The organism is Alkalicoccus urumqiensis (genome assembly GCF_002993335.1).
Lineage (GTDB): Bacteria > Bacillota > Bacilli > Bacillales > Salisediminibacteriaceae > Alkalicoccus > Alkalicoccus urumqiensis.
In genome coordinates this window covers 201,241-227,733 of record NZ_PVNS01000005.1, presented here as the reverse complement: position 1 = coordinate 227,733, position 26,493 = coordinate 201,241, and the positions used below count along the sequence as shown (strand labels likewise).

Here is a 26,493-nt window from a genome sequence, read left to right as displayed (position 1 = left end):
ATGAGTAAAATGATGAAACGTAAATGGAATGAAAACTTACGAACGATCCTTATACATACCAAATGTGTAGGCAGATTATTTACCGAGAAGTATATAAAGAAGTGCACATATTGTCTATCGCTTATCAAAAGATATTAACAATAGAACAGAACAGCCTAGTTAATTTGTTTTACTTATTTCCAATATTTATAAAACAAGTGGGTTTGAGCTAATTTGATATGAAGAGAACCAGCTTCTAGTTAACTAAAAGCTGGTTCTATCCGGCGTATTATTTCCCGGGAAATATCCATTCCTGGACGAGAGGTGCCTTTGGGGGAGTGTCGTTAAGAAGGTTTTGGTGATGGGAGAGGTGCCAGGTTTTTGTAAGAAGGTGCATCCGCCGGATGGAGCGGCGCTGTTCCCGGGAAACCTGCTTCAGCTCATTGCGGAGGTCTGTGATTTTCTGCAGAAGCTGCTGCTCTTTTTTCAGCAGTACAGTCAGGCGCTCAAGCGCAGGCAGGTTTCTGCCGAACTGTCCGGCGAGCATCTTTTCTGTCAGCTGCTTGCGGAGCCGCTCGTTTTCCAACGGTGCCGCGCTCTGTACAAGCTCTTCTTCAAGGCTTTGTGCTTCTACTGTGTATGGATCCAGAAAGCCGGCCTTCTGAATTGCTGCTTCATACAGGCGGAACTGTGCAGCTGTGACGGCTTTTGCGAGCATTTCTTTCTGCAGCAGGAGTCGTTTTTCTTCTTCCTGGAGGTCTGTCACCATGTCAGATGCAGTTTCTGCCACCGTGCTGTGGACGTTCAGGCTTACTGCAAGCATACGGCTTTTTTCCAGCCGGCCGCGCCATTCTTCCAGGAATGCATACAGCTGATAATTTCTGCTGGAGCATGAATGAATAAGCGTTCTCGCTATCGAGAGAACGGCCTTCTGAGTGTCCGTCATCGGTTCTGAATGATCTGCATGAAGAAGAGGACGTACGGTTTCAGGAGATTCGCCGGCAAGTACATCGGCTAAGGCATTCAGCACGTTTTCATTCGCCATATCCGGATAAACACCCGGTATGATCCGCTGAACTTCCCCTTGGTTTCGGAAGGCAGCTTCCCGCAGACCGGTTTGATACAGCGCAGTGAGCGGTTCGTTTATGGACCACTGCCGCTCCCCGCAGGCATGAAGCAGATTATGTACCAGGAGATAGCAGTTTTTCTCCAGCTGTTTCCGATCTGCGCAGTACTCCCAGGAAACCTCCGCAGCTCTGCACCAGAAAAGAAATAAATCGACCTGTAAATACGCATCCGGATGCGCCGGGTCTATCTCCTTCTGATAGAGACGTTCCCATTCCTCACAAAGTGCCTCTCCGGATAATGTCCAGACCTTTTCTGCCAGCAGGGGAGTGTCCATTGCTCCACCGCCTTTCTCTAAGATGTAGTTAAGTCCTAGTATATAAGAATGGAAGGTAAATTGCCAGAATCATTAGTTAATTTATGTCAGGAATTAAAAATAAAGGCTGAGCCTTTTTACGCACTTTTACACAGATAAAAATAACTTCTAAAGGGTATACTAAGAAAAAAGACATGTTAAGACAAAAAACGACAAAAATGAACGTTCTTTTGTCTTAGAGGAAGGTGGCTGTCTGTTATGAATGTCAAGCGACTGTCGATGGTTCTGGCTCTGTTTAGTTTCTCCCTTCTGATTCACCTGACGCTGCCTTCCGTTTATACGGTAATTCACCTTGTCGTCCTGACCACAGCCGTCGTTTTAATGAGCGTCCTCCGGTCCGTCTGGAATTTCCTGCTGCTTCTCACCATTTCGCTGACCTACGGCTTCGGGCTGACGATTTTTGCTCTCCAGATGGCCTACTTCGACAGCCAGCAGTATCTGCTGATCCAGGCCCATCTGGCGCTCACGGCGTCGCTTCTCCTGTTATGGGTGCTCATGCATGAAGTAAAGAAAGGAGCGGAGGCTTATTCAGCTCTCCAGCTGCGCGTAAAAGAATTGGAAAAATTTGATGTGGATACCCGGGCCCTTTCCATGACGGAGTTTTTGGAACGCGGGGAGGCAGTAGAGGCCGGAATGAAACGCCGCGGAGAGATGAGCCGTCTCGTCCGTCTGACGCTTTCCGATCATATCCCTCCAACGACGCAGCGGGAAGTGCTGCAGAAAATTGTGCAGGAGGCGCTTTTAAGCGTCCGGGACTCCTACGATCTCGTCACCCGTCCGTCGGAAAACAGCGTTCTCCTCTGCCTGCAGAATACGAACGAAGAAGGGGAGCGGATTGTGCTGAAGCGGCTGGAAAAAAGACTGCACCGGCAGCTGAACTTCGTGCGTATGCCGGTCGAGGTCCACAGTGAAGCGGTCGTCGATTTCGCCGCGCAGGTGGATGCACTTCTGGCTGGACAGGAAGTGTCGTAGATGAACGTCATTCTGATCTTCATCATGTCGTTTTTCTGGCTGCTGCTCGTCTATTATTCGCTCGTCACGCTCGCCGGGGTGACGTACCGGATACGGAAACGCCCCCAAGCGGAAATGGCGTCGTATCCGTCGGTATCGGTGCTTATTCCGGCGCACAACGAGGGTGTGGTGATGACGGATACGCTTACGGCCATGAGCCGCCTTTCCTATCCCGGTGAGCTTCAGGTATTTCTGCTTGATGATCAGTCGAGTGACGACACAGGGGAGATCGGCCGTTCCTTTGCAGAAGCCTTCAGCCGCATTCATTATATTGCGGTCCCGGACGGATCGCCGAAGGGGAAATCCCGCGTCCTGAACTACGGGCTCTCCATCACGGATACCGAGTACTTTGTCGTCTTTGACGCGGACAACCAGCCGGAACCGGATGCGGTGAAACGTCTCGTGGAGAAAGCGGAAACGACAGACCGTGCGGCCGGAGCCGTCGGCTACGTGAAAACGCGGAATGCCGATACGAACTGGCTCACGCGGATGATCACGCTGGAGTTCCAGGTGTTCCAGCTTCTCATGCAGTGCGGGCGCTGGCAGATGATGAAAACCGGCTCGCTTGCCGGAACGAACATGCTTCTCCGCAGAAGCGTCGTCGAAGACATCGGCGGTTATGACATGAACGCACTTGCAGAAGATGCCGAGCTCACCATCCGTCTGACCGCTGCCGGCTGGCTTCTGCCGGTGGAGCCCGAATCACGCACGTGGGAGCAGGAGCCTGAAACCCTCCGCACCTTCATCAAACAGCGCACCCGCTGGCTCATCGGCAACCTGTACCTGCTGGAAAAAGTCTTTTTCACGAAAACCTTCTGGAAAAAACGCGCCTTTTACCACTCGATCCAGCACGTAACCGTCTATCTCTTTTTCGCCGTTCTGCTCCTGTTTTCGCACCTCTTCTTCATCGGAAGCCTGTTCGACCTGTTTGAACCCGTCTTCGCCGCACCCGTTCTCATGCTCTGGTTCATGAGCTACATCGTCTACACTTCCCAGCTCATCGGCGCACTTGTCATCGACCGCACCGTCACCCCGGTGAACGTTCTGACCGCACTCATCATGTACTTCACTTACGCCCAGCTCTTCGTCCTCCTGCTCGGACGCAGCGCCGCCATCTACCTGTGGAAGCGCCTCATCAAAAAGCAGGTCATCGGCTGGGACAAAACACGCCGCTTTAAAAATCGGCCGGTCGCCTGATGAAAACGACGCTGCTGTGTGCTGGCCTTCTGCTCACCGCTTTGGCTGTGTGGTTCTGGGTGACGCCGTCCGGGTGGGAGGCACGTGAAGTGGATAAGGTGATTCAGGATCATTATATGGAAGAAGACGGCCGCATCCGCTCTTACGGCACCCCGGATTCCGACGAATACCTGTCCGAATCCGCCGGTCTCTACCTGCAGTGGAAGCACGAGCGTGGAGACAGGAGCGGGCAGGCGGAAGTCGAAGAGATGATCCGCCGCGTTTTTCTGGTCGAAACAGAAGAATCGGCGTTTCTTCACTGGCGGATCGAAGGGGAGGAGAAGATTCCGGTCAACGCGTGGATCGATGACCGCCGCATCGCAGACTATACCGCAGATGAAGCGCTCCGCAGCGCGCTGCGGCAGACCGCCCGCGAGCATCAGCTCGCAGACGGCCTGCCGCTTGATTTCTATGACTGGGAGCAGGAGGCAGCGAGCGCCCGCGTCGTCCTGAGCTACGGGCCGTTTCCGGGAGAGGAGGAGGCGATGCGCCAAGTATATGAAGACGCGGCCATCGATCCGTTCTTTCCCGAGCGGTTTCTGCCGGAGAGCGGAGAATACGAACGGGAAGAGGAAGTGCACCTCGTCGATCAGATGCTCGCCGGCGCAGAAAGCGAAGCACTCGGCGTTTCCGCCGATCCGCTCTGGAACTGGACCGTGCAGATGTGGGAAGAGGAAGACAAGCTCCCCGGCCGCGCCATCCGTGCCACCGGAGCGCCCGCCTCCGAGGTGGAATCCGCCTCCGTATACGGCACCGCCGCCGTCTGGGCCGCGGCGCGCGGTGAGCAGGACCTCGCCCGCAGCTGGCAGGAGCGCGCGGAAGCCCTCGTCCGCGCTCCCGGAAGCTACGAAGACGTCCACTTCTTCGACCTCATCTGGAGCCAGCTCGCGAAAAAGGCACTGGAGTAGTGGGGGATGGCTTTGGCTGTTCCGGGACTGTGAAAAACGTCCGCTTCGACCGGAAGGGACGCTGGACGATACTGGTCAAAATGAAAAAGGAAACCTGGCCGGCTTTTACAGCCACTGAATCAGTATCGCCCATCGGCTTGTATATACCGTAGATGAGTATCCATAGAATGTGAGACCCTGCCGCTATCATTATTCGATTCGACTATCGACAAAAGGCGTCCCGGAAAATTCCGGAACGCCTTTTGTCATAGTGGGGAGACTCGGCGGCAGGAGGAGAGTCCCACAATGAAGGTGCGGAGTCCCATAACGGGAGCTCCGAGTCCGATAAGTCAGCGGTGCATTCCCATAAGAAAGGGGTGCGTTCCCACAAGGTCTGAAAATTCCCGTTTCGGCAGGGAATAGTCCCACTTCTCAGCCGATTTTCCTACAACGCACCGGCACATTCCCACTTCCCCATCCACCGGCAGCCAAGTCCGCTGCCCCCTATGCTGGGGCATTGCAGGCTTGTTTTTCTGCAGATATGTAGACGAATTGTACAATTAAATGTACAATCAAAGAAGAGGGGCTGATCACAATAAGTGTCATGAATTACTCCAACGCACGGAAGAATTTTAAGCAGCTGATCGAGAAAGTCAACGATGACAAGGAAGCCATTACGATTACGACCAAAGAGCGGAATGCCGTTCTGATTTCAGAGGAGGAATACAACCAGTATATGGAAACTATTTATCTGATAAGCAATCCGAGCAATGCGGACCGCTTATCCGAATCGATTCAACAATTAAACGATCAGAATACGACGACTGTGGATATCGATGAGTAAACTCAATGTTTTGTTTACGCATCATGCGTTTCAGGATTATCAATATTGGCAGACGAAAGATAGAAAAATGCTTACACGCATCAATCAACTGCTGAAACGCATCGAGCGGGACGGAGCGCTTGAGGGTATCGGAAAACCGGAAAAATTAAAAGGAAACCTGGCCGGCTTTTACAGCCGGCGGATCGATATCGAACATCGGCTGGTGTATACCGTTGATAAACAGCAGATCTGTGTGATTGCGTGCCGCTACCATTATTAGAATACCCCTGCTCCAAAAGGCTTTCCGGAATCTGCCGGAAAGCCTTTTGAAATCTGTAGAGGCAGATGGCTGCGGCAGAATGTGCCGCAGCGGTCATTCAGTGACTGCCTGAAAAAACGTCCGCTGCTCTCTAAACCCGCGCCCAAAACAAAAAAACAGCCCGCTTATCCGCGGGCTGCGTTGTTCGAACTTACTGCCATTCGTGCTTAAACTGAATGCTTTCGCTGCTGTCAAACTCGACGTCGAGATCCACCTTCTGCACCTCATCGGCATCGAGATCGAGCGCGCTGTAAAGCTGCTCCTTCAGCTCATCGATCGAGTGATCCATCGTTACATCAAGCGCACCAATCAGCGCCTCTACTTCTGAAAGGGCCTCGGCGCCTTCCACTTCACTGTCATCCCGGCGCTCGATTTCCGCCTCATTGTCGTCCGCTTCAAACTCATACTCCACGTCCTCGCCGTTCGTGAAATCAATGTCCAGATCCAGCTCGCGGATCGTGCCGCCGCCGCTGTACTCATGATCCACATCGATCTCCTCCCCGGAAGCCGTCTTCACATCGAGATCAAACTCCTCGACCTCCGACGGATCCGCGCCTGCCGCTTCAATCACTTCCTGCTTGATCTCCGCCATCGGACGGTCTGCCGCCACGTTTACATCCGCAAACAGCGACTCGATCTCCTGCGCTGCCGCATCCCCTGTCAGGCTCTCGCCGTCGTCACGTTCAATCTCCGAATCCCCGCGCTCATACTCAAACTCCCACTCGCGGTCATCGGTAAACTCCAGCTGCAGATCAAATTCTTCATAGGAAAACGACCCTGCTTCATTGTCCCCGGCAGTCTCTTCTCCGTCCGCGGCTCCATTATCATCTTCCGCAGCCGCCTCTACCGGCGCGTTTTCTTCAGCGGACGGCTCATTGCCGCCGGCGTCTGCCTCTGCATCTCCGGTGTTCTCTTCCGGTACGTCGTTTTCCCCGGATGTGCCTGCGGCTTCGTTTTCGGCCGTGTTGACGTTGGTGTCGATTGATTCGCTCTGGTTGTTCTCCGGCTCGACGTCGGCTGCTCCGCATGCGGCGAGCAGTGTGATGGCTGTGATTCCAGTGAGTACTTTTTTCATGTCAAATCATCCTTTCGTGATTGGTTCTAGGTTCACTGTACCTCCGGGGAGTGAGAGGACAATGAAGGGAAGATTAGAATTTGGTGAGAAAAGTCATCTGGAAAGAAACGGGAGGGAGGCGTAGAATAGAAGGAAATGTGTGTGGACGGGGAGTGGCGGTATGAATGCGTTAGGATTGATTCTTCTTGATATTCTGCTGCCGGTGTTTGTGATCATGCTGCTCGGGTACGTGATGCAGCTGAAATTTAAGATGGATCTGCAGACATTGGCGAAGCTGAATATTTATTTTGTTGTGCCGGCGTTTATTTTTGTGGAGCTGTACGACAATGACATTGCGCTCGGTCTGTTCGGACTCGTGCTGGTGTTTTTTATTGTGTATACCGTGCTGTTGTTTCTGGCGGGGCAGGGGCTGAGCCGCATGGCGGGGCTCACGCAGTCGCGCCGGATTACATTTACGAACAGCCTGATGTTTTATAATTCCGGAAACTACGGCGTGCCGGTCAATGACCTCGTGTTCCGCGGCGATCCGCTTGCGATGGGGGTGCAGGTCATCATGATGACGCTGCAGAATGTGTTTCTATTTTCGTACGGCGTCTTTTCGCTGCAGGCGGCGTCGATCGGGAAGCTGCGGGCGCTGCTCGGGTATTTGAAGATGCCGGTCATGTACGCGATGGTGCTCGGTGTGCTGCTCGGATGGCTCGAGGTGCCGCTCCCGGCGTTTGTCTGGACGCCGGCGGAGTATGTGGCCGATGCGATGATTGCGATCGCGCTGTTTACGCTCGGCGCGCAGGTCGCCTCATTTGAGTTTCTGCCGGTGCGGCTGTCGGTGTACGCAAGTGCCGCTGTCCGGCTGATTGCCGGTCCGGCGATTGCGCTCGTCATTCTGCTCGTTCTTCCAGTGCAGGGTATGCTTGCCCAGGCGCTGTTTATCGCGTCTGCGATGCCGACGTCGGTGAACAGTGCAATCATCGCGCAGGAATACCGCATGCACCCGAAGTACGCCGCACAGATTGTGCTGTTCTCGACGATATTCAGCGCAGCGACGGTGACGGTCGTCATTTACCTGTCCCGGGTGCTGTTTGCATAGCCGTGCACGCGGGTGTATACTTATATAGGAAATTTGTTGAAGAAGTGTGGGAAAACGGCGGTCCATTTACGTGGGCCGCTTTATGATGAGGGGCCGAAATCGGTTTCGGCACTGAAGGAAAGAAGGGACGTTTGTGTCATCGTGGAGAGATCGTCTGTACCTGATATACACCCCGGTGCTCGGGCTGTATATGATCAATGTGTTTATCGGACTGCCGCAGCTGGATGCGTTTCTTGCCGGCGCGGCCGTCATTCTGCTGGTGCTCTCGTTTCCGGGAGCGCCGCGTCTGTTTAAAGTGCTCGGCACGGGGTTTCTCGCTGCCGGTTTTTTGTTTCATTTTTCTGCAGGAGGCGGCATCACGGAGATTCCGTGGATGCTGACGGACAACTACAGCCTGCTGGCGCTCATTCTCATGCTGCCGTGGATGAAGAGCGTGTTTGAAAGCGGCCGCTTCGATAAGCGGATTTCGATGCTTCTGGAAGCAGGGGCTGCGGACCTCGGCCGGATGTACCCGCGCAGTCTGTTTACGTCGCTTCTGTTGACGTCGTTTCTGAATTTATCGGCTGCTCCGATCGCCCAGGGGCTGCTCCGGAAAAACTTAAAGGAGCTGCCGACAAAAGTGCGCAACGCGTTTATCAGTAAAGCGACGCTCCGCGGCAATGCGCTCGCGCTCGTCTGGAGTCCGCTGGAAGTGCTGATCGCACTCACGATCTCCATTACCGGCGTCTCGTACGTCGGCCTGCTGCCGTGGCTCATGCTGACGGCGGGGCTGACGTTTATGATCGATGTGTTCTGGGGCCGCTTCAAGTGGCAGCGCGAGACGCTTCCGCACGCCGGAGAAGCGCTGACAGATCAGAATCGGCGGCTGATGGTGCGGAAAATGGCGCACATGCTGACCGCACTGAGTGCGTTTCTTGCAGCGGTCATCACCGTCGGGAACGTGAGCGGCCTCGACTTTATTTTGACCGTCACGCTCGTCATTTTTCCATTTGCGATCGGCTGGGCGTTGGTCCTCGGCCGGACACGCCGTTTTCTTACGCTCGGCTGGACGAACTGGAAAGAAAAGACGAACCGGATGGAGCACTTTTTCGTGCTGTTTCTGACGCTGTCGTTTTTCGCGGAGGCGCTCGGGGAAAGCGGCGTGCTGGAGCTGCTGCGTGCGCCGATTGAAGGGTCGGCGGATATGCCGCTCGTCTTGTTTGCGCTCATTATGGGGAGCTTTATTTTCATGAGTCTGTTCGGGGTGCACCCGATTGCGACGATCGGTATTTTAAGCGGGGTGGCGCCGCTTATTATGGAATTCATCAGCCCGATGAGTTTCTCGGTGCTTTTAATTACGGCGTCGATTGCAACGCTGACGGTGAATACGTACGGGCTGTTTGCACAGATGACGGCGATGAATCTGAGTGAGAATCCGTACCGGATTTCGATGTACAACCTGCGTTTTGCGGCGGTGTACTGTCTTGTCGGTATGGGTGTGGCATTTTTATTGCTGTAAATTTCATCTGGGACTTTAATCTGCGCAGATGTATGCCGATATGAGTAATAATGTGCTACGTTTCAAGTAGATGGGGGTTTTTCCGGTATGCATCAATGGTTGTTAAAAGAGTGCGAGGAAGTGTTTCAATGGGCGTCAGGGACGGAAATTACAACCGGGATGGAAGGAAGAACGGTACTTCCGGCTCATGAAGGGGCGGAGTCATCCGGAATGCTGTGGCACCGGGCGTCGTCTTACTATATTTCGGCGGCGCTCCGTGCGGGCTATATTTTGATTGGGCCGATTGCGGTTGTCGGCGAGAAGCCGGAGGCGGTGCCGCTGGAATTGGTTCCGGACGGACATGCGGTGCCGGTGGAGATGGTGCTTACGGATGCGGAGCAGCTTCCGGCACTGTTCGCCGGTTTTCTGGAGTTGTATACCGGTTCCTATCCAGAGGAAGCGGAGGTGTTTCCCGGCCGGAAGCTGCTGGAAGAGCTGCGCCGGCTGCACCGCGAGTTTATCGAGTCCTACTACGTGCGTGCCTGCCAGTTTGATGAGAAAACGCTGGAGCTGCTTCAGGCGCTGTACCAGCATACGGACCGGACGGGAAGCCGTCTGTTTCACGCAAAAAACCGCGTCCGGACAGCCGGTGCGCTCTTAAGCCGCGCGGCATTGGAGAACGGTGCGGAGGCAGAGACGATGCTCGGCATTCTCGATACGGTGGCGGAGGATCTTGAAAAGGCGCGTGCGGAAGGGGAAGTGCTGCTTCTGGAAAAGCAGATGTATGCGCAGTACTACCAGCGGATGCATGAGGAGACGGAAGCAGACAATCCGGCGTTTATCGCCCGGATCCGCCGCTACATTGAGGAGCATTTAAACGAGCCGATTACGACGAGCAGCATTGCGGAGCAGATGAACCTGCATCCGAATTATTTATCGTCGAAGTTCCGTGCGCACAGCGATATGACGCTGATGCAGTTTATCCACCAGCAGCGGATCGAACGGGCGAAGCAGGAGCTTTTGGAAACGAACCGTCCGATTCAGGACATCGCGGTGTCGCTGCAGTACGGCAGCCAGCCGTACTTTACGGCAGTGTTCAAAAAACATACAGGAACGACACCGAAAAAATACCGAGCCCTGCAGGTGTAGGTGGGCGTTTGATGAGAGAGGAAGAAGCATACCGCTTCTTTCTTTTTTTATGTTCCGCGGTGCGTTCATGCGGAGACAGACAGGACGCTTATGCCACCGCGGGCTGGGAGACGCCCGCCATCTGATTGGATGCGGCGGGCGGTTTGGGCAGAGGGGCAGCGCCGGGTGCGGGCGCTGCCGGTGGATGGGGAAGTGGGAATGGGCCGGTGCGTAGTGGGAATACTCGCTGGGGAAGTGGGACTATTCTTTGCCGGAACGGGAATTTTCAGGCCTTTTGGGAACGCACTCCTTCCTTATGGGAATACACCGCCGGCTTATGAGACTCGGCGCTGCCGTTATGGGACTCCGCCCCTTCATTGTGGGACTCCATTGACCACCCCCTCACCCCGAACAACCGCTGCGGCCGGAACCGCCGCAGCCATCTGCTTCGGACGGCCGCCGGTTTCCTCCCCGCCTTTTCAGGGAAAGCTTCACGTAGAATCTTTCTTTCTGTGGAGGGACCGCCCGTGGATATCGTTCCGTACATTATTCTGCTTTTCATCGGATATCTCGTATTTACACTCGATAAACATAAGGAACTGCTTCCGGCGCCGCCCCTTCTGGCAGGCGTCGGTATTGTGCTCAGCTTTATTCCGGCGTTTTCCGGACTGTCGATTACGGCGGATACCATCTACCACGTGCTTCTTCCAGGGCTTTTATTCGTCGGGGCGTACCAGTTCCGCGCATCGCTTTTCCGCCGTTACGCAGGGAGCATTCTCTCGCTCAGTACGCTCGGGATCGTGCTGACGATCGGCCTCGCCGGAAGTGTGATTTATTTCATCGCCGGTCCGGCGGCGTCAGTGACGTTTTCCGGGGCGATGCTTCTTGCGGCAGTATTCATTCCGACCGATCCCGTCTCGGTCATTCAAATTCTCTCGCGCGACATGAACGACGAGCTCGTCGTCAGCGTCGTCGAGGGGGAAAGCATGATCAACGACGGAACGAGTATCGTCGCGTTCACGCTTCTGCTCGGCTGGTATACGAGCAGTGAGCAGACGATCATGACCGGACTGCTGGAACTGTTCCTCGCCACGATTGCAGCCACGGCGCTCGGCCTTGCCGCCGGCTGGCTTTTCAGTAAAGCCGTACATATTACGCACGACCGCCAGTATCAGATCATGCTGAGCATCGTCGTCGCGTACGCCGTTTTCCTCGGGGCGGAAGCACTTCACATGTCCGGGGTGATCGCTGTCGTGTGCGCGGGGCTCGTGCTGTCGCACACGTTTGAAGTGAGCGAAAAAGAGGATCACTTCCGCGAGGCGCTCGACGGATTCTGGGGGGTGGCCGAGGCGTCGATTCTGTCGATCCTGTTTTTGTTCATCGGCATCGCCGCCGCGCCGTTTTTAACCCACGGACTGTGGCTCATCTGCGCCGCCATTTTTCTCGTGACCGTCGCCGCGCGCTGGCTCGTCGCTGAAGGACTGCTGCGATTTCTGCCGATTACGCACCGGGCAGAGCCGATGGAGCGGTTTCTCATCAGCATCTCCGGCGTGAAGGGTGCGATTTCGATCTACCTCATCCTCAAGCTGCAGGAGGAGAGTGCCCCGAATATCGACATACTTACGTCGATCAGCTTCACCGTCGTCCTGCTGTCGCTGCTCGTGCAGAGCGTCGCCATCCACCCGGCCGCTGCGAAAATGGCAAAAAAAGATTGACGGATGCAGATTGGAATAGTACGATATAACGAGAATGAGAATCTTTATCAATGAGGGGATGACCAGTCGTGAAAAAATGGATGCTGCTTTCAACTGCTGCACTGCTCGCTGCATGCGGCGGAACGGACGAAGAATCGAACAACGGAGCGGAAAACGACGCGCCGGCCGAAGAAAATACGGCAGAGAATAACATGAACGAAGAGAACACCGGCGGCAATGAGAATGCCGATGAAGATGGCGGAGAAGAAGAGCCGTCGGAAAATAATACATCAGATGAAAACGAAGCGTCCAGTGACGGAATCACGATCAGTCACGCGCTCGGAGAAACCGAGCTTGAGGAAGAGCCGGAAACGATCGTGGCACTGGAGTGGACTTACGTGGAAGATCTGCTTGCACTCGGCGTCCAGCCGGCAGGTGTAGCGGATATTGAAGGCTACAACCAGTGGGTGAATATTGAGGAAGAGCTTAGTGGGGACGCAGTGGATGTCGGTACGCGCCAGGAGCCGAGTCTCGAGGAGATTGCGCGTCTGGAGCCGGACCTGATCATTACGGCGTCGTTCCGACATGAAGCGATCGCGGACAGCCTCGAGGAAATTGCGCCGACGGTGATGTTCAACCCGTACCCGGAAGAAGGGGAAGGCGGCCAGTATGAGGAAATGGAAACGACATTCAACGAAATCGCATCCGCTGTCGGCCGCGAAGACGAAGCGGAAACGGTGCTGAGTGATCTGGAAGATACGTATGCGGAAGCAGAAGAAGCACTTTCCGGCGTGGAGGCAGCAGAGAACGAGTTTGTCGTTTCCCAGGCATTCAGTGCCAACGAGCAGGCGACGCTCCGTCTCTTTAATGATAACTCGATGCTCATGTCGATCCTCGACCGCATCGGTATCTCCAACGCGTTTGAAGAGGACGAATTCCAGGTGTACGGCTACACGGAAACGTCTGTCGAAGCGCTTGAGCCTTACGGTGACGCCAATTTCATGCATATCGTTCAGGAAGATGACAACGTATTTGAAAACCAGCTCGCCGGCAACCCGGTCTGGGAAGGTCTTGATTTTGTAGAAAACGACCGTGTCTATGCGCTGCCGGGCGATACGTGGACGTTCGGCGGGCCGCTCTCTGCAGAGGTCATTGCAGATGAAGTGGTGAACGCGCTGACTGAGGAAGAGTAAACGATGCAGAAACAGGCAAAAGGGAGAGCTGCTCTGATCTTAGCGGTCGGGGCAGCTCTGCTGTCTGTTCTCGGAGCGGTTCATGTCCTCCAGGGAAACAATGCCGTTCCATTTTCCGTTGTGCTTGATGTCCTCGGCGGAAGCGGAGATACCGTGAATCATGAAATTGTCCGCGGCGTAAGGCTGCCCCGCCTCGTGGTCGGTATTCTGGCGGGCGCCGCGTTCGGCGCTGCCGGGGTGCTGTTTCAGACGCTGACGAAAAACCCGCTTGCGTCTCCCGCGACGCTCGGAGTGAATGCCGGGGCGTATTTTGTTGTTGTGGCAGGATCGGTGTTTCTTCCGTTTGCTGTAAATGGGTTTGTGCTGGCGCTTGCCGGCGGACTTTTTGCGGCGGTGATTACGTTCGCGCTCGCCGGCGGTATTTCCGTTTCGCCGGTGCGAATGGCACTTTCCGGCATGATTTTAACGCTCGCGTTTTCCGCCTTTACGTCAGTCATCCAGATTTTTTATGAGTACGAAACGGCCGGTCTCTTTTTATGGGGGAACGGCACACTGCTGCAGCAGAACTGGAACGGCACGCTGTTTATGCTGCCGTGGATCGTCGTTTCCGCCGTCGTGCTCGCTCTGTTTGCTCCGAAGTTTGATGTGCTTCTTCTCGGCGAAGAGACGGCGCGTGCGCTTGGCGAAAACTTAGTCTTTTTAAAGGTGCTCGTCTTTTTAGGGGCAACGCTTCTGACCGCGGCCGCCGTCAGCGTCGTCGGGCCGATCGGCTTCATCGGTCTGATCGCGCCGCACCTGCTCCGCATACTCGGGCTGTACATGCACCGCTGGCTTCTTCTCGGGTCGATGATCTGGGGTGCGGCCATTCTCATCGGTGCAGACGTTCTTGCGAGAATCATCGATCAGTCTGCCCGGGAACTTCCGGTCGGGGCGGTGACGGCGTTTATCGGCGCACCGTGGCTCATATGGCTGATCTGGAAGTACCGCGGCACATTTTTTGCCGGTGCCTCCAGGCGCTCCTCGCAGACGATGGCAAACCGGCCGTGGCCGTTTGCTGTAGTGCTGCCGCTTGCTGCGGCTGCACTTCTAGCGTCGTTTTTCTTCAGTACGGCGGTGAGCAGTCAGGGCTTCGCCATCGTGGAAACGTGGCGCGCGTTTACCGATCCGGAAGCGGAAAGTCTCCGTTTTCTCGTGTTTGATCTGCGTCTTTCCAGGGTGCTCGTCGCGGCGGTAGCCGGAGCGATGCTTGCCGCAGCAGGTCTGTTTCTGCAGAGCGTGCTGCGTAACCCGCTTGCTGATCCGTCCGTTATCGGAATTTCCTCCGGTGCCGGCGTCGGGGCAATGCTGATCCTGTTTGCGTTCCCGGCCGTTTCCGCCGTCTGGATTCCGGTCGGCGCTGTTCTCGGCGGGTGTGCGGCGGTTGCGGTCGTGCTTTTCCTCGCCTGGAGGATGCAGTTTCAGCCGGCGGTGCTTGCACTTCTCGGTATTGCCGTGTCGGCACTCGGCACAGCGGTGATCCAGCTGTTCGTCGTCCGCTACAACTTGAATGCAGCGACTGCCCTGACGTGGCTTTCCGGAAGCACGTACGCGCGCGGCTGGAGTGAACTGTATACGTATCTGCTGCCGCCGCTCATTTTGTTCGTACCGCTTGCAGTCTTTTATCTGAAAAAACTCGATCTGCTCGCATTTGGCGATGAGACGGCGACAAGCCTCGGGCTGGCGCCGCAGCAGACGCGGTGGACGGTGACGATTCTCGGCACGCTGCTTGCCGCTTTCGCCGTGTCCGCGGTCGGCACGATCGGCTTCGTCGGCCTCGTCGCACCGCATCTGGCACGGCTTCTCGCCGGAACGGACCACCGGCGGCTCCTGCCGCTCGCTATGGTGCTCGGCGCAACGCTTCTCATGGCCGCCGACGGACTCGGCCGGCTCGTGCTGGCGCCGAAAGAAATCCCGTCCGGCATCGTCGTCGCCCTCATCGGCGCACCGTTTTTCTTATGGCTGATGCGAAAACAGAAATAGCTGTATCCCGGTTTCTTCTATAAAAAGAAGAGCCGGGATTTTTTTGTTGGGGCAGATGTCGGCGGTCACCGGCGTGTGGAGGGGAGTCTCACAACGGAAGCGCGGAGTCTCATAACGGCAGCGCCGAGTCCCATAAGCCGGCGGTGCATTCCCATAAGCAGGGGGTGCGTTCCCACAAGGTCTGAGAATTCCCGCTTCGGCAGGGAATAGTCCCGTTTCCCCAGCGGGTATTCCCACTACGCACCGGCCCATTCCCACTTCCCCGTCCACCGGCAGCGCCCGCACCCGGCGCTGCCCCTCTGCCGGTTTTCAATCAGAGGGCGGGCGCTTCCCAGCCCGCGGTATTATTATGATAAATTTTTCATAGTGGAAAAACCGCTCTACACCGGCGTTTAGACCACTATTAATAAAAAAGAGAAAAAAGTTTTTTCGAAAAAAGTGATCCATTCGGACATCCGTCTCGTTAGCTTGGGTGAAAACAAATTAAATGAGGATGGTGTTCGAACATGAAAATGAATTGGAAGCGTACCCTGACAGTAGTACCACTGAGTGCGGCACTGCTTTTGCCGACAGCGACAGCATTTGCTGATGATCACGGCGATCACGGCGGAGACGGAAACAGCATGGAAAACGCACCGACGGTATCGTCACCGGCTGCGGACCTCCGCGCCACGCTTGATCAGTATCTTTCCGAACACGCCTACCTGGCCGTATTTACAATGCAGAAAGGCATCGACGGCTCTGAAGATTTTGATCAGATTGCCGGCGCCCTGCAGCAGAACACAGAAGACTTAACCGCAGCGATTGAGAGCGTCTACGGTGAAGAAGCCGGCAGCATGTTCCAGGAAATGTGGGAAAACCATATCGGCTTCTTCGTTGACTACGTGACTGCAACAGCCGAAGGCGATGAAGCCGGACGCGAAGAAGCACTGACACAGCTTGACGGCTACCGCGCCGATTTCTCCGAGTTTCTTGAAGGCGCTACCGATGAGCGGCTTGAAGCAGGCGCCCTCGCCGAAGGACTGCAGATGCACGTCGACCAGCTCGTCTGGGCATTCGACCAGTACAATGAAGGGGACTTCGACTCCGCCTATGACAACATCCGCGAGTCCATCCACCACATGTACGGCGTCAGCAAAGGCCTCTCGACCGCCATCGTCGACCAGTTTGACGAAGACTTCGAAGGCTCCATGGCAGACACACCAGCCGCCGACCTGCGCTCCGACCTGAACTACCTGTTCTCCGAGCACGCAGGCCTTGCCGTAACCACGATGCAAAAAGGCATTGACGGCGCGGAGGATTTCGAAGCAGCTGCCGGCGCGCTGAATGACAACACCGAAGGACTGACGGAAGCGATCAGCGGCGTTTACGGGGAAGAAGCAGGCGATGCCTTCAATGAACAGTGGAGTGAACATATCGACTTCTTCGTTGACTATGTAACAGCAACCGCTGAAGAAGACGAAGCGGGACAGCAGGAAGCGCTCGATAACCTCGCCGGTTACCGTGACACGTTCTCCCAGTTCCTGTCTGATGCAACAGAGAACCGTCTGGAAGCAGGCGCACTGGCCGACGGTCTGCAGATGCACGTGGACCAGCTCGTAGCAGCGTTTGACAGCTACGAAGCAGGCGACTATGAAACAACGTATGAGAACGTCCGTGAAGCTTACGGCCACATGTTCGGTGTCGGCGAAATGATGTCCGGCGCAATCGTGGATCAGTTCCCGGAAAACTTTGAGTCCGGGATGCCTTCTGAAATGCCGCGTACCGGTCTCGGCGGAACGAGTGAAGCAGCAGGCCAGACACCTTGGTACCTGTACAGCATCGCTGTGATCCTTCTCGCATCTGCGGTAGTCTTCATGACACGCCGTCCAAAAGTACAGCAGTAATTTTCCAATAACGACAGAGGGGGCGTTCCCTCTCTGTCTTTTTAAAAAATGGCAGGTGATAACGATGAAACGCTGGCTGTGGGCTGTGATGATCCTTTTTCTTGGAGCATGTGCAGCAGAAACGAATAACGAAACACAAGTGGAGAATACAGCAGAAGTAGACGAATCAGCGCCGGAGGAGGAGACTCTTTCAACTGGATCGGAGGACCAGTCAGCTGAAACGTCGTTTTCGCTCCCGCGTCCCAGTGAGCTCGCGGGCGCATCATCAGAGAGTGACATCATGAGTTACGAGCGTACCGGCATCGAGCCGCACCGTATCGAGATACCGGCGATCGGGGTGGACGCGGAGATTGAGGATGTTGGTCTGCTGCCGGGCGGGCAGATGGATGAGCCGTCGACGATGGACGGCGTTGCCTGGTATGAAGGCGGCTATCAGCCGGGCGAACAGGGCAGCTCGGTGATGGCAGGTCATATCGACAGCAGAACCGGCCCTGCGGTGTTTTTCGACTTGGAGGATCTGGAGGAGGGCGATGAGATTATCGTCACGGATGAGTCTGGGGAAGCCCGTGTGTTCGTCGTTCAGACGAGTGAAGCATACGACCGTGAAGACGCTCCCCTTCAGAAAATCTTCGGTTATTCGTACCGCAGCCAGCTCAATCTCATTACCTGCACCGGAGAATTCAACTCCGAAGCGGGCACCCATGATCAGCGGCTCGTCGTATATACCGTTCTCAAAGAAGACCTTCCATCCTGACGGGTGGAAGGCTTCTTTTTTGGATGAGGAGAGACTGCGGGCTGAGGAGCGCCCGCCATCTGCCAACCCCTTAAGGACCGCGGGCCGAACTGCCCGGCCCGCCATCTGCCGGAACGGGGAACGGGTTGGAGCAGAGGGGCCGCCGCGGGTTTTCGGCGGCCGGTGGTCCGAAGGGCTGGAAAGTTGGTCCGGTTTGGTGCGGAAGGTGTTCCGATTTTGGCTGGAGATGGTCCGTTACAAAGTGCTTGGTCCGATAAAGGTCGATCCTGTTCCGCTGCAGGGCCGCCGTGGTCCGATAGCGAGCCGTGCTGGTCCGCGGGCGGCAGTTTTTGGTCCGGCGTTTTCCAAATGACATGAAACTGCTGCTTCTATAAACCCAACTGCTTAATAACCACGGGCCGAACTGCCCGGCCCGCCATCTGCTTGAACGGGGAACGGGTTGGAGCAGAGGGGCCGCCGTGGGTTATCGGCGGCCGGTGGTCCGAGGGACTGGAAAGTTGGTCCGGTTTGGTGCGGAAGGTGTTCCGATTTTGGTTGGAGGTGGTCCGTTACGAAGTGCTTGGTCCGATAAAGGCTGATCCTGTTCCGCTGCAGGGCTGCTGTGGTCCGATAGTGAGCCATGCTGGTCCGCGGGCGGCAGTTTTTGGTCCGGTGTTTTCCGAATGACATGAAACTGCTGCTTCCGTAAACCCAACTGCTTAATAACCACGGGCCGAACTGCCCGGCCCGCCATCTGCCGGAGCGGAGAACGGTTTGGAGCAGAGGGGCCGCCGTGTGGTTTTCGGCGGCCGGTGGTCCGAAGGGCTGGAAAGTTGGTCCGATTTGGTGCGGAAGGTGTTCCGATTTTGGTTGGAGGTGGTCCGTTACGAAGTGCTTGGTCCGATAAAGGCTGATCCTGTTCCGCTGCAGGGCTGCTGTGGTCCGATAGTGAGCCATGCTGGTCCGCGGGCGGCAGTTTTTGGTCCGGTGTTTTCCGAATGACATGAAACTGCTGCTTCCGTAAACCCAACTGCTTAATAACCACGGGCCGAACTGCCCGGCCCGCCATCTGCCGGAGCGGAGAACGGTTTGGAGCAGAGGGGCCGCCGTGTGGTTTTCGGCGGCCGGTGGTCCGGGGGACTGGAAAGTTGGTCCGGTTTGGTGCGGAAGGTGTTCCGATTTTGGCTGGGGATGGTCCGTTACGAAGTGCTTGGTCCGATAAAGGCTGATCCTGTTCCGCTGCAGGGCTGCTGTGGTTCGATAGTGAGCCATGCTGGTCCGCGGGCGGCAGTTTTTGGTCCGGCGTTTTCCGAATGACTGCAGGCGCAAAGAAATTTAATTAAAAGTCACTGAAAAAAGAGGTGAGGAAAACAAGCAAAAGGCGAATGAACGTTTGCTTTTTGAGGTAATTTCTGTAAAATGAATATATCTACTTTAGAAAGGGGATTACTATGCAGCATACAATTCAGCACCGTCCCTTTATTCTTGATCAATTGAGAGCTTTGCTCCGGCGACTTCCTGTACATCATCCAAAGTATGAGGAAGTGCTCCAATTCTACAAAAGATTTGATGCAGGTTTTGCAGGTGAACAGTCTATCGGGTATCACTTGAATTTCTTGCGGGATCAGGCTTTTATTTATCAAGGACTTTCTCTGGAACTAAAAGAGAAGAACATAAAGTTTCAAGTCGATCTTATCCTGGTCACCCCCTATTTTCTGTATATAGGTGAGGTAAAAAATTATTCTGGAGCATTGCAGTTTGATTTGGAGCGTAGTCAACTCATTCGAACAATAGAAAATCGGTCTGAAGTTTTCGCATGTCCGGTGGCGCAGGTAGATCGCCATGCAAGACTTATAAAGCTTTGGCTGCAACAGCACAAAATTCCTTCTCTACCGATCATTCCCCATGTCATTGTTTCAAATAGACGAGCACAGATTGCTGCTCCCCCTCATCATCCCGGCATTTATCATAGTGATGGACTGCTAAAGCAGTTCGATAGATTAATTCAGACGTACCCTAAGCGAGTACTATCAAAAAATCAGCTAGCGAGGCTGGACAAGCAGATTCAATTAAGTCATGTTGATACCGGAACAAATCTACTGCAACGATTTGATCTTCACGTAAATGATATTTTAGGACCGCCGCGCTGCTCCTCATGCAGAAGCAGCCGATTTATTCCTGGTTACCAGACATGGTCCTGTCAAGATTGCCGAATAACCACTAGAAATGCTCATGTCTCATGTCTATATGATATTAGTTTATTAATAAATGAACCTCTAAAGCGTAAAGCCTTCAACCACCTTCTTGAACATCTGTCAAAACAGTCTATTTTACGATTGCTGCGTCAATATGCCGTTTATGATGGTAAAGGGTATGTGCTTTCACCAGAAAAATTTCCTGCTTCGGCAGGCAATACTAAAGTCTAGCGTGATGTAAAAAAGTTGAATTAAAGCGGATGGGCCGCCGTGTGGTTTTCGGCGGCCGGTGGTCCGAGGGGCTGGAAAGTTGGTCCGGTTTGGTGCGGAAGGTGTTCCGATATTGGCTGGAGATGGTCCGTTACGAGGTGCTTGGTCCGATAAAGGCTGATCCTGTTCCGCTGCAGGGCTGCCGTGGTCCGATAGTGAGCCATGCTGGTCCGCGGGCGGCAGTTTTTGGTCCGGCGTTTTGCGAACGACATGAAACTGCTGCTCCCATACCCCCAACACCTTAACTACCGCGGGCCGAACTGCCCGGCCCGCCATCTGCGAAACGAAAAAAGCCGCCCGGGGAGGCGGCTTTACGTGCGTTTTAACAGCAGGTAGACGAAGTACGGGGCGCCGATGAGGGAGACGACGACGCCTGCGGGGACGCCTTCTGGCGCGGGGGTATTGCGGCCGATGGTGTCCGCGGTGACGAGAAGCAGCGCGCCGATGAGCATGGCCGCCGGAATCATCCGGCGGTGGTCGACGCCGGTGAGCGAGCGCGCGATATGCGGTGCCATGAGACCGACGAACGCGATGCCGCCGGTAACCGATACGGCGGCAGCGGCGAGCGCAACCGCAGTTACAAGCAGGGTCACCTGCGTGCGGCCGACGGCGACGCCGGTTCCGACAGCGACACCTGTATCCAGGTAAAGCAGGTTCAGCTGCCGCGCCGCGTACAGTGTAAACGGCACGAGCAGCAGAAGCCACGGAGCGAGCGCCAGAACGAACGGCCAGTCCGTGCCCCAGATGCTCCCGGCGAGCCACTGGGCGATAAAGTCCACCTTCATCCGGTCTCCGCCGGAAATCAGAACGATCATCAGCCCCGACAGCGCAAGCGAGAAACCGACGCCCGTTAAAATGAACCGTACCGGCTCGAGTCCGGTGCGGCGGTCCCACGACGCCGCATAGATCAGAACCGCCGTGAGCAGCGCCCCGGAAAAAGCGATGACCGGTAGCACATACACAAAATTCCCGGGATCGAGCGGCATAAAGAGAAAGTAGACCGCGACGGCAGCGCCGGCTCCGGCATTGATACCGATTATGCCCGGGTCGGCAAGGTCGTTTTTCGTCAGGCCCTGCAGCACGGCACCCGCGACGGCGAGCGCGGCACCGGCGAGGATGGTGACGACGATGCGGGGCAGCCGCAGGTTGAAGAGAATAAAGTTTTCCTCAAACGTTCCCTGGCCGAGCAGCACCGGCACCATGCGGTCGAAGCTGAAGCTCGACGTGCCGAGCCCCATGCCGGCGAGCGTCATACCGAGGAGGAGGGCAGTAAGGACGAGCATGAGCGGAAGAAAACGACGTTTCATGCGGGTGTGCCTCCTTTCCTGCGGACGACCCAGAGGAAAAAGGGCAGTCCGAGGACGGCGACGAGCGCCGCCACGGGGGTTTCATAGGGTGCGTTGATGGTGCGGCCGGCGGTGTCGGTCAACAGCAGGAAGGCCGCTCCGGTAACGGCGGAAACGGGCAGCACGGTCCGGTAGTCGCGGCCGGTGAATGGACGCACGAGGTGCGGGATCATGAGACCGACGAAGGCGAGGTTTCCTGCAATGGCGACGGCGGTGCCGGCGAGAAGTACGACGATGAGAAACAGCATGGCTTTGACAACTTCGGTGCGCTGGCCGAGGCCGACCGCGACGTCTTCGTTGACGCTCAGCAGGGTGAGCTGGCGGGCAAGGAAGAGAGCTAGTACGAGCGCTGCGGCAATGACAGGCACGATAATCTGCAGCTGTGTCCAGTTCGTGCCGATCAGGCCGCCGGCGGTCCACATGGAAATGTCCTGTGAAATGCGGACAAGCAGGCCGAGGCCCTCTGCAGCCGCGGCAAAAAAAGCAGACACGGCTGCACCGGCGAGGACGATGCGGAACGGGGAGACCGGCCCGCGGGACGTATAGTTGATGCCGAAGACGATGCCGGCGGCGACGGCTGCACCGATCATGCAGACGAACATGATGCCGATATAATTGAGCTCCGGAAAGAAGGCAAGCGAGACCGCAAGCGCAAACGTGGCGCCGGAGGTGAGACCGAGCAGCCCCGGTTCGGCAAGCGGATTGCGCGTCATTCCCTGCATGATGGCGCCGGCGCAGGCGAGTGCGGCCCCGGTGACCGCGGCGCCGATTTCACGGGGAAGTCGGATCTCCTGAATGATGAGAGAGGCTTCCGTCTGCTCCTCTGCGAAAATGGCCCGGAAAATATCGGTGCTCGTTGTCGCTGCGGCTCCGAAGCGGAGCGATATGTAAAAGGATACGAGAAGGATGACGGCTGCGCCGGCAAAGGGAAGCAGCAGCCGGAGCACCGGCTTCTCAATGGATAATTTCGGCATACAGTCACCTCCAGAAACAAAAGTTAAAAGCCGCGGAACGGCGTGGAAGCATATGTCCACGGGTTTTCGGCAGCCGGTGGCTCAGGATTTCCGCTGTGGAGGAAGCACATCTGTGAAGATCGCAACGCCGGCAGAAAAAATCGCCATACGGACGCCGAAGACCGCCACAATAGGGGCAGACCGCCACGCCGGTGCCGAATATCGCCACACCAGAGGCGGACATCGCAACAGGAAGCGGAAACTCCGCCACACGAAGCGCAGAGACCGCAACGAAACCCATCAATCACCGCAGGCCGAACTGCCCGGCCCGCCATCTGCCGGAGCGGGGAACGGTTGAAGCAGAGGGGCCGCCGTGTGTCGGCGGGCGGTGGTCCGATCGGGTTAAATCTTGGTTCGCGGTTTTCGCAGCGGTGTTTTCAGGGAAGCATCATCCAGCAGAAAAGCCGCCGGCTCCACGCCAAAATCCCACGGCGCTTGTGCTGCCGTGGGATGGGAGAGGCCTTACTCGCTCAGGAATTCTTCTTCAAACACGCTCAGCTGGTGATCGAGGGAGGTGGCGTCGTTAAAGTAGAACGACTGTGCGTCGACTTCAATGACGTTGCCATCCTGGACCGCAGGAATGTTCTGGTACGTTTCGGTTTCCTGGAAGGAGTTGTCCTGGTCGGCTACTTTACTGACGACGATGTAATCACCGGCGTATTCCGACATGACTTCCGTAGAGAGGGCAAAGAATCCGTCGCTCTCAGAGACTTCCTGCACCGATTCCGGCATGCCGAGTTCCATTTCCTGATACAGAATTTCTGTACCGCGTGCCCAGTTATCGCCGAAGACATAAAGCTGTTTGTCAAAGTTTTCGAAGACGGTGACCGTGGCATCTTCACCGATCTCTGCTTTGATCTCCTCGCCGGTTTCAGAGGCGCGCTGCTGGAAGTCCTCCACCCAGTCGCGTGCTTCGTCTTCCTTGTTTACGAGTTTGCCGATTTCAATGTGCTGATCGAGGTAGTCGACCGCACCGTACGTAAACGTAACGGTCGGAGCGATTTCCTGAAGCTGATCGACGTTCTGGATGTTGGAAAGACCGACGATCAGATCCGGATCGAGCTCGATGATCTTTTCGAGATCTTCGTCTGTGACGGCTTCTGTATCTGCAAGCTCTTCTTCAAATACCGGGTTGTCCATCGACCATGTATCCGCGCCGACGACCGGTACGTCGAGTGCCAGCATGTCACCTACGTAAGAAGAGAGAACGACGACGCGCTGCGGATCCGCAGGTACTTCGACCGGACCGTTTTCCGATTCGTACGTAATCGTATCGCCGGAAGCATCGGCGCCGCTTTCGTCTGACTCATTATTTTCTTCCGTTTCTTCGCCGGTTTCCTCATTATCCGCGGCATTGTTTTCTTCTGCCGGTTCTTCCGCATCGTTATCCTCTGCAGGCTCGTTATTGGATGTATTTGTTTCTTCCGTTTCGTTCTGGCTGTTATTTTCCGCAGCGTTGGAGCTGTCGGTGTTTTCCTCCGCGCCGCATGCGGCAAGTGTTACCAGTGCCGCTGTGCCGGCAAGCATCATCATCTTTTTCATTGTCCCAAATCGTCCTTCCATTCGCTGATTAGTTGTTTACTGCCTGTTTCAGTGGAGCTGTCTGCTTCTGCTGCAGCAGGTGGTACGTCATGCACATCGGGCATCCGGTCATCGGATCTTCTCCGATAATCGCTTCGATTTCAAAGACGTGGCGGAGAATGTCACACTGGATGACTTCCTTGCTCGATCCGGCGTGGACAATTTCTCCCTCTTTCATCGCAATAATGTGATCTGAGAAGCGCGCTGCCTGATTCAAATCATGCAGCACCATGACGATCGTGCGTCCTTCTTCACGGTTCAGGCGCTGCAGAAGCTCGAGCACTTCCAGCTGATGCGCCATGTCGAGGTACGTCGTCGGCTCGTCGAGAAAAATCATCTCGGTATCCTGTGCGAGTGCCATGGCAATCCAGACGCGCTGGCGCTGACCGCCGGACAGTCCGTCCACCGGCTGGTCCGCAAAATCCGTCGTGCCGGTCATTTCCATCGCCCAGGCAATTTTCTCTTTATCGGTCCGCGTCAGCCGGCCGAAGCCGCGCTGGTGGGGAAAACGTCCATAGGAAACGAGCTCGTATACGGTCAGACCGCCGGCGCCCTGCTGCGTCTGCGGCAGAATCGCGAGCGTTTTCGCGAGCTCTTTTGTCGGCATCTGCGTGATTGAGCGGCCGTCGAGCGCCACGCCACCGGATTCCGGTGACAAAAGACGCGTACACGCCTTAAGGAGCGTCGATTTGCCACAGCCGTTGGAGCCGATGATGGTTGTGATTTTTCCTTCAGGAATGGAGGTCGTCAGTTCGTCGATGATCGGCGTCCCGCCGTAGCCTGCCTGAAGATTGCTCACCTGCATATGTGCCACGTGTGCGTCAGTCCTTTCTATGGATGAAAAGTTTATGTTGAAAATGATTCTCACTATCGTGTACAATAATTATAGTACGCTTGGTGAGAATGATTGTCAATGAGAATTTAAAATATAAAACGTCTTCCTATAGTTGATACGAAAGGGTGCGGCACACATGACGGTAACGGATATCACAGTGATCGGCGGCGGTCCGGCAGGGCTTTACGCCGCGTTTTACAGCGGAGTCAGACAAATGAGCGTGCGGCTGATCGAGGCCCAGGAGGAACTCGGCGGCAAAGTACGTCTCTATCCTGAAAAAATGATCTGGGACGTCGGCGGTGTTCCGCCCGCCCGCGGCAGCGAATTCCGAAAAAACCTCATTCAGCAGGGGCTCACCTTCGACCCCGAAGTCCACACCGGGACCACGGTCACCGACATCAAACGTCAGGAAAACGGGCAGTTTGAAATCATCACGCACGACGGCCGGTCTTTTGCATCGAAAACGGTCATTATCGCCGCAGGCAGCGGGATTATTAATCCGCAGCGGCTGACGATTGACGGAGCAGAACGGTTTGAGATTTCAAACCTTCATTATACAGTGCAGTCGCTTGAGACGTTCCGCGGGAAGAACGTGCTCATTTCCGGCGGCGGCAACGCAGCGATCGACTGGGCGAATGAGCTCGATGATATTGCAGGCCGCGTTATTTTATCGTGCCGCAGTGAAGTGATGAAGGGGCATGAATCGGAAGTAAATAAGGTGATGTGTTCCAACGTCGACTGCCAGTTCCGCACGTCGATTCACCGTCTGATCGCCAGCGAGGACGGGAGCCGCATCGCGCAGGTCGAGCTTCTCTGTGGGGAGGACGAGTACCGCACCGTGGACGTGGATCACGTTATCGTCAACCACGGCTACGAGCGGGAGCTCACGTTTTTAAATGATTCGACAATCGCACTGGAGCAGACCGGGCATCAGCGGATTGCGGCCGATGCCGACGGACGGACGTCGATTGACGGGCTGTACGCTGCAGGCGACGTCGTCGATTACAGCGGCAAGCTGAACCTTCTTGCCGGCGCGTTTCAGGACGCGGCCAACGCCGTGAACGCCGCCAAGCAGTTCGTCGACCCGGAAGCCGGCGCCAAAGGCATGGTCAGCTCCCACAACGAAGTATTTAAAAAACGAAACGAAGAAATGAAAAAACAGGAAGCTGCTTCAAAATAAGATGAAGCTTCTGTAAGAGTGCCCCCGGAAGACCGTTTACTGCGGTTCTTTCGGGGGCTTTTGTGTGGTTGTGGGGGAGGGAGGG

The 26,493-nt window shown here is 55.7% G+C and carries 21 protein-coding genes; 15 read left to right on the top strand and 6 right to left on the bottom strand.

Features of this window, described 5'->3' with window-relative positions; all coding sequences use genetic code 11:
• Positions 1-268: 268 nt before the first annotated feature.
• Positions 269-1,381 carry a hypothetical protein gene (locus tag C6I21_RS07235; RefSeq protein ID WP_105958771.1) on the bottom strand — a complete coding sequence of 371 codons (1,113 nt, stop codon included), beginning with the start codon at positions 1,379-1,381 and terminating at the stop codon, positions 269-271.
• Between the two features lie 237 nt (positions 1,382-1,618).
• Here C6I21_RS07235 and C6I21_RS07230 point away from each other — a divergent pair, with 237 nt between their 5' ends.
• The 5 genes from C6I21_RS07230 to C6I21_RS07210 all read left to right on the top strand — a co-directional run bounded on the left by C6I21_RS07230 (position 1,619) and on the right by C6I21_RS07210 (position 5,657).
• The gene (locus C6I21_RS07230; RefSeq protein WP_105958770.1) at positions 1,619-2,392 is read left to right on the top strand and encodes a hypothetical protein; all 774 of its coding nucleotides are present in this window, start codon (positions 1,619-1,621) and stop codon (positions 2,390-2,392) included.
• Positions 2,393-3,628, top strand: a complete 1,236-nt coding sequence (locus C6I21_RS07225; protein WP_105958769.1) for a glycosyltransferase family 2 protein — start codon at positions 2,393-2,395, stop codon at positions 3,626-3,628.
• Between the two features lie 89 nt (positions 3,629-3,717).
• On the top strand, positions 3,718-4,575 hold the full coding sequence (locus tag C6I21_RS07220; RefSeq protein ID WP_142393227.1) for a hypothetical protein: 858 nt from the start codon (positions 3,718-3,720) through the stop codon (positions 4,573-4,575).
• Between the two features lie 574 nt (positions 4,576-5,149).
• Positions 5,150-5,398 carry a type II toxin-antitoxin system Phd/YefM family antitoxin gene (locus C6I21_RS07215; RefSeq protein ID WP_105958767.1) on the top strand — a complete coding sequence of 83 codons (249 nt, stop codon included), beginning with the start codon at positions 5,150-5,152 and terminating at the stop codon, positions 5,396-5,398.
• Positions 5,391-5,657, top strand: a complete 267-nt coding sequence (locus C6I21_RS07210) for a Txe/YoeB family addiction module toxin (RefSeq protein ID WP_105958766.1) — start codon at positions 5,391-5,393, stop codon at positions 5,655-5,657. Before C6I21_RS07215 ends, C6I21_RS07210 begins: the two co-directional genes overlap by 8 nt.
• Positions 5,658-5,847: 190 nt before the next feature.
• Here C6I21_RS07210 and C6I21_RS07205 read toward each other — a convergent pair whose 3' ends face one another.
• Positions 5,848-6,771, bottom strand: a complete 924-nt coding sequence (locus C6I21_RS07205) for a YusW family protein (RefSeq protein WP_105958765.1) — start codon at positions 6,769-6,771, stop codon at positions 5,848-5,850.
• A gap of 160 nt (positions 6,772-6,931) precedes the next feature.
• Here C6I21_RS07205 and C6I21_RS07200 point away from each other — a divergent pair, with 160 nt between their 5' ends.
• The 9 genes from C6I21_RS07200 (at position 6,932) to C6I21_RS07160 (ending at position 20,414) form a co-directional block, all read left to right on the top strand.
• Positions 6,932-7,858: an AEC family transporter gene (locus C6I21_RS07200; RefSeq protein WP_105958764.1), complete on the top strand. Its 927-nt coding sequence runs from the start codon at positions 6,932-6,934 to the stop codon at positions 7,856-7,858.
• 133 nt (positions 7,859-7,991) lie between these two features.
• Positions 7,992-9,356 (top strand): hypothetical protein, encoded by a 1,365-nt coding sequence (locus C6I21_RS07195; RefSeq protein ID WP_105958763.1) that lies wholly within the window; start codon positions 7,992-7,994, stop codon positions 9,354-9,356.
• 87 nt (positions 9,357-9,443) lie between these two features.
• On the top strand, positions 9,444-10,484 hold the full coding sequence (locus tag C6I21_RS07190; protein ID WP_105958762.1) for a helix-turn-helix transcriptional regulator: 1,041 nt from the start codon (positions 9,444-9,446) through the stop codon (positions 10,482-10,484).
• 506 nt (positions 10,485-10,990) lie between these two features.
• Entirely contained in the window at positions 10,991-12,178 is a 1,188-nt protein-coding gene (locus C6I21_RS07185) for a cation:proton antiporter (RefSeq protein WP_181186147.1), read from the top strand.
• Positions 12,179-12,246: 68 nt separating this feature from the next.
• Positions 12,247-13,350, top strand: a complete 1,104-nt coding sequence (locus tag C6I21_RS07180; protein WP_245411562.1) for an ABC transporter substrate-binding protein — start codon at positions 12,247-12,249, stop codon at positions 13,348-13,350.
• Between the two features lie 3 nt (positions 13,351-13,353).
• Positions 13,354-15,369, top strand: a complete 2,016-nt coding sequence (locus C6I21_RS07175) for an iron ABC transporter permease (protein ID WP_105958760.1) — start codon at positions 13,354-13,356, stop codon at positions 15,367-15,369.
• 512 nt (positions 15,370-15,881) lie between these two features.
• Positions 15,882-17,255 carry a copper amine oxidase gene (locus tag C6I21_RS07170; RefSeq protein ID WP_105958797.1) on the top strand — a complete coding sequence of 458 codons (1,374 nt, stop codon included), beginning with the start codon at positions 15,882-15,884 and terminating at the stop codon, positions 17,253-17,255.
• Between the two features lie 64 nt (positions 17,256-17,319).
• Entirely contained in the window at positions 17,320-18,009 is a 690-nt protein-coding gene (locus C6I21_RS07165; protein WP_105958759.1) for a class F sortase, read from the top strand.
• 1,430 nt (positions 18,010-19,439) lie between these two features.
• Positions 19,440-20,414: a nuclease-related domain-containing protein gene (locus tag C6I21_RS07160; protein WP_105958758.1), complete on the top strand. Its 975-nt coding sequence runs from the start codon at positions 19,440-19,442 to the stop codon at positions 20,412-20,414.
• 350 nt (positions 20,415-20,764) lie between these two features.
• Here the strand turns inward: C6I21_RS07160 and C6I21_RS07155 are convergent, their stop codons facing one another.
• The 4 genes from C6I21_RS07155 to C6I21_RS07135 form a co-directional block, all read right to left on the bottom strand.
• A complete protein-coding gene (locus C6I21_RS07155) occupies positions 20,765-21,760 on the bottom strand; it encodes a FecCD family ABC transporter permease (protein WP_105958757.1) in 996 nt (331 codons plus the stop codon).
• Positions 21,757-22,773: a FecCD family ABC transporter permease gene (locus C6I21_RS07150; protein WP_105958756.1), complete on the bottom strand. Its 1,017-nt coding sequence runs from the start codon at positions 22,771-22,773 to the stop codon at positions 21,757-21,759. The genes C6I21_RS07155 and C6I21_RS07150 overlap by 4 nt, the downstream gene beginning before the upstream one ends.
• 501 nt (positions 22,774-23,274) lie before the next feature.
• Entirely contained in the window at positions 23,275-24,354 is a 1,080-nt protein-coding gene (locus C6I21_RS07140; protein WP_245411561.1) for an iron-hydroxamate ABC transporter substrate-binding protein, read from the bottom strand.
• A gap of 28 nt (positions 24,355-24,382) precedes the next feature.
• The gene (locus tag C6I21_RS07135) at positions 24,383-25,207 is read right to left on the bottom strand and encodes an ABC transporter ATP-binding protein (protein WP_425352479.1); all 825 of its coding nucleotides are present in this window, start codon (positions 25,205-25,207) and stop codon (positions 24,383-24,385) included.
• A gap of 157 nt (positions 25,208-25,364) precedes the next feature.
• On the opposite strand from C6I21_RS07135, the gene C6I21_RS07130 reads away from it, so the two are divergent.
• A complete protein-coding gene (locus C6I21_RS07130) occupies positions 25,365-26,408 on the top strand; it encodes an NAD(P)/FAD-dependent oxidoreductase (protein WP_105958754.1) in 1,044 nt (347 codons plus the stop codon).
• Positions 26,409-26,493 lie beyond the last annotated feature (85 nt).

What these genes read in the sequence shown, in the direction of transcription:
- C6I21_RS07160 (WP_105958758.1), top strand. Translation starts at nt 19,440, where the DNA reads ATGCAGCATACAATTCAGCACCGTCCCTTTATTCTTGATCAATTGAGA.
- C6I21_RS07130 (WP_105958754.1), top strand. Translation starts at nt 25,365, where the DNA reads ATGACGGTAACGGATATCACAGTGATCGGCGGCGGTCCGGCAGGGCTT.
- C6I21_RS07165 (WP_105958759.1), top strand. Translation starts at nt 17,320, where the DNA reads ATGAAACGCTGGCTGTGGGCTGTGATGATCCTTTTTCTTGGAGCATGT.
- C6I21_RS07235 (WP_105958771.1), bottom strand. Translation starts at nt 1,381, where the DNA reads ATGGACACTCCCCTGCTGGCAGAAAAGGTCTGGACATTATCCGGAGAG.
- C6I21_RS07175 (WP_105958760.1), top strand. Translation starts at nt 13,354, where the DNA reads ATGCAGAAACAGGCAAAAGGGAGAGCTGCTCTGATCTTAGCGGTCGGG.
- C6I21_RS07225 (WP_105958769.1), top strand. Translation starts at nt 2,393, where the DNA reads ATGAACGTCATTCTGATCTTCATCATGTCGTTTTTCTGGCTGCTGCTC.
- C6I21_RS07230 (WP_105958770.1), top strand. Translation starts at nt 1,619, where the DNA reads ATGAATGTCAAGCGACTGTCGATGGTTCTGGCTCTGTTTAGTTTCTCC.
- C6I21_RS07155 (WP_105958757.1), bottom strand. Translation starts at nt 21,760, where the DNA reads ATGAAACGTCGTTTTCTTCCGCTCATGCTCGTCCTTACTGCCCTCCTC.
- C6I21_RS07205 (WP_105958765.1), bottom strand. Translation starts at nt 6,771, where the DNA reads ATGAAAAAAGTACTCACTGGAATCACAGCCATCACACTGCTCGCCGCA.
- C6I21_RS07150 (WP_105958756.1), bottom strand. Translation starts at nt 22,773, where the DNA reads ATGCCGAAATTATCCATTGAGAAGCCGGTGCTCCGGCTGCTGCTTCCC.
- C6I21_RS07210 (WP_105958766.1), top strand. Translation starts at nt 5,391, where the DNA reads ATGAGTAAACTCAATGTTTTGTTTACGCATCATGCGTTTCAGGATTAT.
- C6I21_RS07170 (WP_105958797.1), top strand. Translation starts at nt 15,882, where the DNA reads ATGAATTGGAAGCGTACCCTGACAGTAGTACCACTGAGTGCGGCACTG.
- C6I21_RS07190 (WP_105958762.1), top strand. Translation starts at nt 9,444, where the DNA reads ATGCATCAATGGTTGTTAAAAGAGTGCGAGGAAGTGTTTCAATGGGCG.
- C6I21_RS07200 (WP_105958764.1), top strand. Translation starts at nt 6,932, where the DNA reads ATGAATGCGTTAGGATTGATTCTTCTTGATATTCTGCTGCCGGTGTTT.
- C6I21_RS07140 (WP_245411561.1), bottom strand. Translation starts at nt 24,354, where the DNA reads ATGAAAAAGATGATGATGCTTGCCGGCACAGCGGCACTGGTAACACTT.